This is a genomic window from Zavarzinia sp. (assembly GCF_049306435.1).
Taxonomy (GTDB): Bacteria; Pseudomonadota; Alphaproteobacteria; order Zavarziniales; family Zavarziniaceae; genus Zavarzinia.
Map to the genome: position 1 here is coordinate 1 of NZ_JBAQRT010000174.1, position 7,298 is coordinate 7,298.

The following is a 7,298-nucleotide window of genomic DNA, read 5'->3' on the forward strand; positions in this document are numbered from 1 at the left end:
TCGCGGTGCCATTGCCGTAGGCGTGCTTGGTCGGCAGTTCGATCGCCTCGTCGAAGGTGTTGGCGCGGACGATCTGCAGCACCGGGCCGAAGATCTCGTCCTTGTAGCTGCGCATGTCCGGCGTCACGTGGTCGAACAGCGAGCCGCCGAGGAAATAGCCCTTCTCGTAGCCCTGGAGCTTGAAGCCGCGGCCATCGACCAGCAGCTTCGCGCCTTCCTGGACGCCGAGATCGATATAGCCCTTCACCTTGGCCAGATGCTCGGCCGAGACGACCGGGCCGTAGTCCGAGGTCGGGTCGAAGCTGGGGCCGACCTTCAGCGCCTCGACGCGGGGCACCAGCTTCTCGACGAGGGCATCGGCGGTCTCCGCGCCGACCGGCACCGCGACCGAGATCGCCATGCAGCGCTCGCCGGCCGAGCCGTAGCCTGCGCCGATCAGCGCGTCCGCCACCTGGTCGAGGTCGGCGTCCGGCATGATGATCATGTGGTTCTTGGCGCCGCCCATGGCCTGCACGCGCTTGCCGTTGGCCGTGCCCGTCGCATAGACGTAGGAGGCGATATTGGTCGAGCCGACGAAGGAGACGGCGTGGACGCGCGGGTCGGTCAGGATGGTGTCGACCGCGATCTTGTCGCCGATCACAACGTTCAGCACGCCCTTCGGCCCGCCCGCCTCGAGGAACAGCTCGGCGAGGCGCAGGGGAACCGACGGATCCTTCTCGGAAGGCTTGCAGACGAAGGTGTTGCCGCAGGCGATGGCGACACCGAACATCCACATCGGGATCATGGCCGGGAAGTTGAACGGCGTGATACCGGCGACGACGCCCAGCGGCTGGCGCATCGAATACATGTCGATGCCGGGGCCGGCGCCTTCGGTGAAGTCGCCCTTCAGGAGGTGCGGAATGCCGCAGGCGAATTCGATCACCTCGAGGCCGCGCTGGATGTCGCCCTTGGCGTCCGAGATCACCTTGCCGTGTTCTTCCGAGAGCAGACGGGCGAGGTTGTCCATCTCGCGCTCGACCAGTTCCTTGAACTTGAACATGACGCGGGCGCGCTTCTGCGGGTTCTGCGCCGCCCAGGCCGGGAAGGCCGCCTCGGCCGCCGAGATCGCGGCCTCGACCTCTTCCTTGGTCGCGAGGGGAGCCTTGCGGATCACTTCGCCCAGGGTCGGGTTGAAGACGTCCTGGAAGCGACCGCTCTGCCCCTGCAGATGCTCGCCGTTGATGAGGTGGGTCAGATGCGTCGCCATGGCGTTTCCCCGAATGAATTCTTCGGCCGGAAAACTGGCACAGCCCGCATTTTTCTTCCACAGGCGTTGCCGCAGGATCATTGTGCGGAAACGCAGAGGGCGGCAAGAGTTGATCATGCAGGCATATCGATGACCGGACGGCTGGACTGGGACGACCTGCGCTACCTCCTCGCCGTCGCGCGGGCCGGACGGGTCTCGCTGGCCGCGAAACGTCTCGGCGTCGACCATTCGACGGTGATCCGCCGCATCGGCGTCCTGGAGGAAGCGCTGGGCGCCCGCCTCGTCGATCGCGGGCCGACCGGCTATGACCTGACCGACCGGGGCGTCACCCTCGTCGCCGCGGCCGAGCAGATGGAGACCATGGCCCTCGGCGCCCTCGACCAGATCACCGGGGTCGATGCCCAGATCTCGGGCGCCGTCCGGGTGGGCGCGCCCGACGGCTTCGGTACCCTGTTCCTCGCCGGGCGGCTGGGGCGGCTGGTCGCGCAGCATCCCGGCCTCGAATTGCAGCTGATCGCCATGCCCCGGGTGTTTTCCCTGTCGAAGCGCGAGGCCGATCTCGCCATCAGCCTGTCGCCGCCCCGCTCCGGCCGGCTGGTGGCGACCAAGCTGACCGATTACAAGCTGGGGCTTTACGGCACCGCCGCCTATCTCGGGCAGCGCGGCACGCCGGTCCGGGTCGAGGACCTGCCGGATCACACCTTCATCGGCTATATCGACGACCTGCTGTTCACGCCGGAACTCGACTATCTCGCCGAAATCCATCCGGGCATCCGGGCTTCTTTACGCAGCGCGGGGCTGGTCGCCCAGTTGCAGGCGGCGAAATCCGGTTTCGGGCTGTGCGTGCTGCCGCATTTCGCGGCGGTGACCGAGCCTTCGCTGGTGCCGGTGCTGCCCGGGGTGGTGGACCTGACCCGTTCCCTCTACATGCTCACCCATGCCGACCTGAAGGATCTGCCGCGCGTCCGCGCCGTCAGCCGCTTTGTGGTCGAAGAGACACGCATGGCCCGGGAATTGTTCCTGCCCTGAAAAAAGCCCTGCCCCGCCATGGCGGGCGCGCCGCCCTTGGTTAAAGTAGCGGCAGCCGGCCGGAGAGGACATGAGTCTCACCTATCAGATCATTCTCATCGGCGCCCTCATGGGCGTCTTCGCCATCGTCGCCGGAAGGGTCTCGTCCCGGCTCGGCGCCCCGGTTCTGCTGGTCTTCCTCGGCCTTGGCATGCTGGCGGGGGAAGACGGCCTCGGCATTCGCTACGATGATGTCTCGGGCGCCTATTTCGTCTGTTCGGTCTCGCTGGCGGTCATTCTGTTCGACGGCGGGTTGCGCACCCAGCGCAGCACGATCGCCGTCGCCGGCCTGCCTTCGCTTGTCCTCGCGACGGTCGGGGTCGCGATCACGGCGGGCATCGTCGCCCTGGCGGCCTGGGCCATGTTCGGCACGCCGCCGGCCGGGGCGCTGCTGATCGGCGCCATCGTCGCCTCGACCGATGCCGCCGCCGTGTTCTTCCTGCTGCGGCTGCAGAAACTCGACATCGCGCGCCGGGTCGCCTCCACCCTCGAAATCGAGTCGGGGCTGAACGATCCGATGGCGATCTTCCTGACCCTGCTGGCGATCGAGATGATCGGCGTCGGCGGCCTGTCCTTCGGCGAAGGCGTGCTCACCTTCCTCGTCCAGATCGGTGGCGGCGCGCTGATCGGCTGGGCCGGGGGCCGCGCGCTGGTCTTCCTCGTCAACCGGCTGGAGATCGCCGCCGGGCTCTATCCGATCCTCGTCGTCATGTCGGCGCTGACGATTTTCGCCGGGGCCCAGCTGATCGACACCTCGGGCTTTCTCGCGGTCTATGTCGCCGGCTTCATCCTGGGCAACGAACGGCACCGGGCGAGCCAGCTGATCCTGCGCTTCAACGACGGCATCGCCTGGCTGGCGCAGATCGCCATGCTGCTGACCCTCGGCCTCCTGGTGACGCCGACCAAGCTGCTGCCGGTGCTGCTGCCGGCGCTCGGCGTCGCCGCCGTGCTGATGATCGTGGCGCGGCCGCTCGCGGTCTTCCTGTGCCTGTGGCCATTCCGCTTCACGATGCGCGAGCGGGCTTTCGCCGCCTGGGTGGGCCTGCGCGGCGCGGTGCCGATCTATCTCGCGCTGCCGCCGATCATCGAGCACATGCCGGGGGGCGAGACCCTGTTCGGCGTCGCCTTCGTCGTCGTCCTGACCTCGCTGATGCTGCAGGGCTGGACCGTGGCGCCGGCGGCCCGCTTCCTCAACCTCGCCCTGCCACCGTCCAAGGCCCAGGCCGAGCGACGCGACGTCGACGTGCCGCTGGGTGCCCATCGCGACATCGTCGGCTATACGGTGCTGCCGGGATCGAGCGTGCTCGAAAAATCCTTCGCCGCCCTCGCCCTGCCGGAAGGCGCGCGGGTCCTGACGGTGCTGCGGGCGGGGGCCGTGGTCGAGACGGCGCAGGTCGACCGTCTGTCGCCGCGCGACTATGTCCTCGTCATCGCCGATCCCGAGCAGATCCACACCCTCGACCGGCTGTTCGCGCCCCGCCGGGGCGGCGGCGGTGTGCAGGCGGGCGAATTCACCGTCGATGCCCGCCAGACCATCGACGATCTCGGCCGGCTCTATGGTCTCGAGGTCCGGCCGCAGGACGTGGGCAAGACCATCGGCGCCGTGCTGGCCGCCGCCTTCGGCGGCAAGCCGGTGGCGGGCGACCGCCTGGCCTATGGCCCGGTCGAGCTGGTGGTGCAGGGGGTCGACGACGAAGGCGCGGTCGATCACGTCGGCCTGGCGCTGGAACCCGAGGCCGAACGGCCGACCTTCGGCCGCCTGATGAAACGCGGCCGTTCGCGTCTGCGCTTCGTCGGGCGACGCATCGCGCGGCTTGCGGGCCGGGGCCGCCGGGCCTAGAAGGGTTCCGAAGCGCAACGCCGGAAAGGGACGGTCGGCGGCATGGTCACGCTCTACCATATCCTTGACGGCAAGCTGGTGCGCACCCCCTGGCAGCTCGGCTCCGCCCTGCCTGAACGCCTCGTCTGGGCCGATATCATGGAGCCGACGACGGAGGAGGAGCATTCCCTCGAAGCCCTGCTCGGCCTCGACCTGCCGACCCGCGCGGAAATGCGCGAGATCGAGGTTTCGTCCCGCCTCTACGAAGTCGACGGCGCCCGCTTCATGACCGCGACCGTGGTCTCCAAGGCCGACACCCAGCTGGCCGAAGCCGGGGCGATCACCTTCGTGATGGCCAATCATGTCCTCGTGTCGCTGCGCTATTCCGATCCGCTGTCCTTCACCATCTTCTCGGCCCGGGCCCTGAAGCTGCCCGGCCAGTGCGAAAGCGGCGAAACCGCCCTCGCCGGCCTGATCGAGGCGATCATCGACCGGGCGGCGGATGTCCTCGAGAATGTCGCGACCGAGATGGACACGCTGTCGCGCAATGTCTTCCGCTCCAAGATCAATGACGGCGACAGCATCGACCTCGAGGAGGCGCTGCGCTCCCTCGGCCGCTTCGACGATCTGACCGGCAAGGTGCGGGAAAGCCTCGCCTCGATCGAGCGGGTGGTGAGTTTCCTCACCCAGGTGCTGGCGCCCGAGGTGAAGAAGGATTATCGCGCCCGGCTGAAGACCATGGCGCGCGATATCCGGTCGATCGCCGAACATGCCTCGGCCCTCGCCCAGAAGGTCAATTTCCTGCTCGACGCCACCCTCGGCATGATCAACATCGAACAGACGCGGGTGATCAAGATCCTCTCGGTCGGGGCCACGGTCTTCCTGCCGCCGACCCTGATCGCGTCGGTCTACGGCATGAATTTCGAGCTCATGCCGGAATTGCACTGGGACTTCGGCTATCCGATGGCGATCGTGCTGATGATCGTCTCGGCGGTGCTGCCCTATTTCTACTTCAAGCGCAAAGGCTGGCTGTAGCGGTCATGGATGTCTTCCTGCTGGTTTCCGTCGTCCTCATCGGCATCCTCGAGGGGCTGACCGAATTCCTGCCCGTCTCCTCGACCGGGCATCTCATCGTTCTCAGGGAAGCGCTGGGCGTCGAGCTGCCCCAGGCCTTCCTGATCGCGATCCAGCTGGGCGCCATTCTCGCGGTCTGCACCGTTTATCACCGCCGTCTGACCTCAACCGTGATCGGCCTTGTCCGGCGCGACAGGATCGCCTGGCGTTTCACCGTCAACCTGCTCGTCGGCTTCCTGCCGGCGGTGGTGGTCGGGCTTCTGGCCTATGACTTCATCAAGCAGGTGCTGCTGGAAAGCCCGGCGACGGTCGCCGTCGCGCTGATCCTTGGCGGCATCGCCATTCTGGTGCTGGAGCGGCTGTTCTCGCGCCCGCTGGTGACCTCGATCGACGACCTGTCGCCGGGAACCGCGCTGAAGATCGGCATCGTCCAGTGCCTGGCCATGATCCCCGGCGTCTCGCGTTCGGGCGCCACCATCATGGGCGGTCTCGGCTTCGGCCTCGACCGGCGGACGGCGGCGGAATTCTCGTTCTTCCTGGCGATCCCGACCATGGTCGCGGCGACCGCCTACGACCTCTACAAGACCGCGCACAGCCTGACCCACGAGGGCGCGGCGATGATCGCCATCGGTTTCGCCGTCGCCTTCGTCGTCGCCGCCCTGGTGGTCAAGGCCGCGGTCGGCTTCATTGCCCGCCACGGCTTCGCGCCCTTCGCCTGGTATCGCATCGGCGCCGGTGCGCTGGTCCTGCTCTGGCTCGCCCTGCGCTGACGGGCGCCTCAGCGGCGAAAGGCTCCGGCCTTCGCCGGAGCGACGAATCCTCGATTGTCGTGGCCGCTTCAGCTCCGCTTGCCGGGGCTGCCGCCAAGGGCGAGGAAGGCGGCCATTTCGGCGGGAATCGGCCCCGCTTCATCGAGCCGCGAGCCCATTTCGGTGCCCGAGAGGATGCGTGTCAGCTGGCTGCGCGCCCGCGAGACCCGGCTCTTGATCGTGCCGATGGCGCAGCCGCAGATCTCCGCCGCTTCCTCATAGGAAACGCCGCTGGCGCCGACGAGGATCAGCACCTCGCGCTGTTCCTCGGTCAGGCGCCAGAAGGCGCGGCGGAAATCGTCGAATTCGAGGCCCGACTCCTGGGTCGGCTTCATCGAATGCTGGCTCTCGTTCATCTCGTCCAGCGGATCGGTCTTCATCCGCGACTTGCGCCCCTCGTTGTAGAAGAGGTTGCGCAGGATGGTGAACATCCAGGCCTTGAAATTGGTGCCCGGCTGGAATTGATGGGCCGCGGTCAGGGCACGGACCACGGCATCCTGCACGAGGTCGTCCGCCCTTTCGCGATGGCCGGTCAGGAAGCGGGCGAAGGCGCGTAAGTGCGGCAACACCGCGATCACCTCGGCCCGGACATCGAACTTCACCGGCGCGGCCACGACGGCGGCGGGCATGTCGTCGCTCAACGCTTGCCCCCATCCGGGGACTCGTCCGGCGAATCGCCGAAATCGATATTGTCGAGAAGGTCGAGAAGGTCCTTGGGCAAGGGTTCGTCGGCGACATCCTTGTAAAGCTGGCGGATCTGATTCTCCACCCAGCCTTCCGGCGATGCCTTGCCGCGGGCGCCCTTGGCCCCGCCTTTACGCTTGGTGTTTCCGTCTTCGTCGGCCATGACCTGTCCCGGAAGTGCCGCTTCAACCTAACGGCCATGGAACCAACGGGGAAGCCCCTGCATTGGTTCCATGGGGCTTTTGTGGCACAACGGGGCGGCGACACGCCCAGGGGATTCCATACCGATGACTGACCGGAAGCAGGCCATTGCCCGACACCTGCCCTTCCTGCGCCGCTACGCGCGGGCGCTGACCGGATCGCAACCGGCGGGCGACGGCCTGATCCGCGAGGCGCTGCTGGCGCTGGGCGCGGGCAAGGCCAGCCTCGATCCCGCGCGCGACCTGAAACCCCAGCTCTATGGCCTGATCCATGCCGCGGCCGACCAGGCCCCGATGGCAACGGCCGGGGGCGGTGAGGGCGAGGCGAGGCTGCAGGCGAAACTCTCCGCCCTGCCCTCGGCCGCGCGCCGCGCCCTGCTGCTGACCAGCCTCGAGGG

At 67.6% G+C, this 7,298-nt stretch carries 7 protein-coding genes and 1 pseudogene; 5 read left to right on the forward strand and 3 right to left on the reverse strand.

The window, feature by feature from the left end; genetic code table 11:
* Positions 1–1,246, reverse strand: a 1,246-nt coding sequence (mmsA, locus tag WAZ62_RS09640; protein WP_422643308.1) for a CoA-acylating methylmalonate-semialdehyde dehydrogenase, incomplete at its 3' end; no start/stop codon positions are given.
* A 129-nt stretch (positions 1,247–1,375) separates the two neighbouring features.
* Between mmsA and WAZ62_RS09645 the strand changes: the two genes are divergently transcribed.
* The 4 genes from WAZ62_RS09645 to WAZ62_RS09660 all read left to right on the forward strand — a co-directional run bounded on the left by WAZ62_RS09645 (position 1,376) and on the right by WAZ62_RS09660 (position 5,977).
* Positions 1,376–2,275 carry a LysR family transcriptional regulator gene (locus WAZ62_RS09645; RefSeq protein ID WP_422643309.1) on the forward strand — a complete coding sequence of 300 codons (900 nt, stop codon included), beginning with the start codon at positions 1,376–1,378 and terminating at the stop codon, positions 2,273–2,275.
* 70 nt (positions 2,276–2,345) lie between these two features.
* A complete protein-coding gene (locus WAZ62_RS09650) occupies positions 2,346–4,154 on the forward strand; it encodes a potassium/proton antiporter (protein WP_422643310.1) in 1,809 nt (602 codons plus the stop codon).
* Between the two features lie 42 nt (positions 4,155–4,196).
* The gene (gene corA, locus WAZ62_RS09655) at positions 4,197–5,168 is read left to right on the forward strand and encodes a magnesium/cobalt transporter CorA (RefSeq protein WP_422643311.1); all 972 of its coding nucleotides are present in this window, start codon (positions 4,197–4,199) and stop codon (positions 5,166–5,168) included.
* 5 nt (positions 5,169–5,173) lie between these two features.
* Positions 5,174–5,977: an undecaprenyl-diphosphate phosphatase gene (locus WAZ62_RS09660; protein WP_422643312.1), complete on the forward strand. Its 804-nt coding sequence runs from the start codon at positions 5,174–5,176 to the stop codon at positions 5,975–5,977.
* A 68-nt stretch (positions 5,978–6,045) separates the two neighbouring features.
* Here WAZ62_RS09660 and WAZ62_RS09665 read toward each other — a convergent pair whose 3' ends face one another.
* On the reverse strand, positions 6,046–6,657 hold the full coding sequence (locus WAZ62_RS09665) for a sigma-70 family RNA polymerase sigma factor (protein WP_422643313.1): 612 nt from the start codon (positions 6,655–6,657) through the stop codon (positions 6,046–6,048).
* Complete coding sequence (locus WAZ62_RS09670) at positions 6,654–6,863, reverse strand: NepR family anti-sigma factor (protein ID WP_422643314.1); 210 nt, start codon at positions 6,861–6,863, stop codon at positions 6,654–6,656. Before WAZ62_RS09670 ends, WAZ62_RS09665 begins: the two co-directional genes overlap by 4 nt.
* Positions 6,864–6,987: 124 nt before the next feature.
* Between WAZ62_RS09670 and WAZ62_RS09675 the strand changes: the two are divergent.
* Positions 6,988–7,298, forward strand: a pseudogene (locus WAZ62_RS09675) (response regulator); the annotation flags it as partial.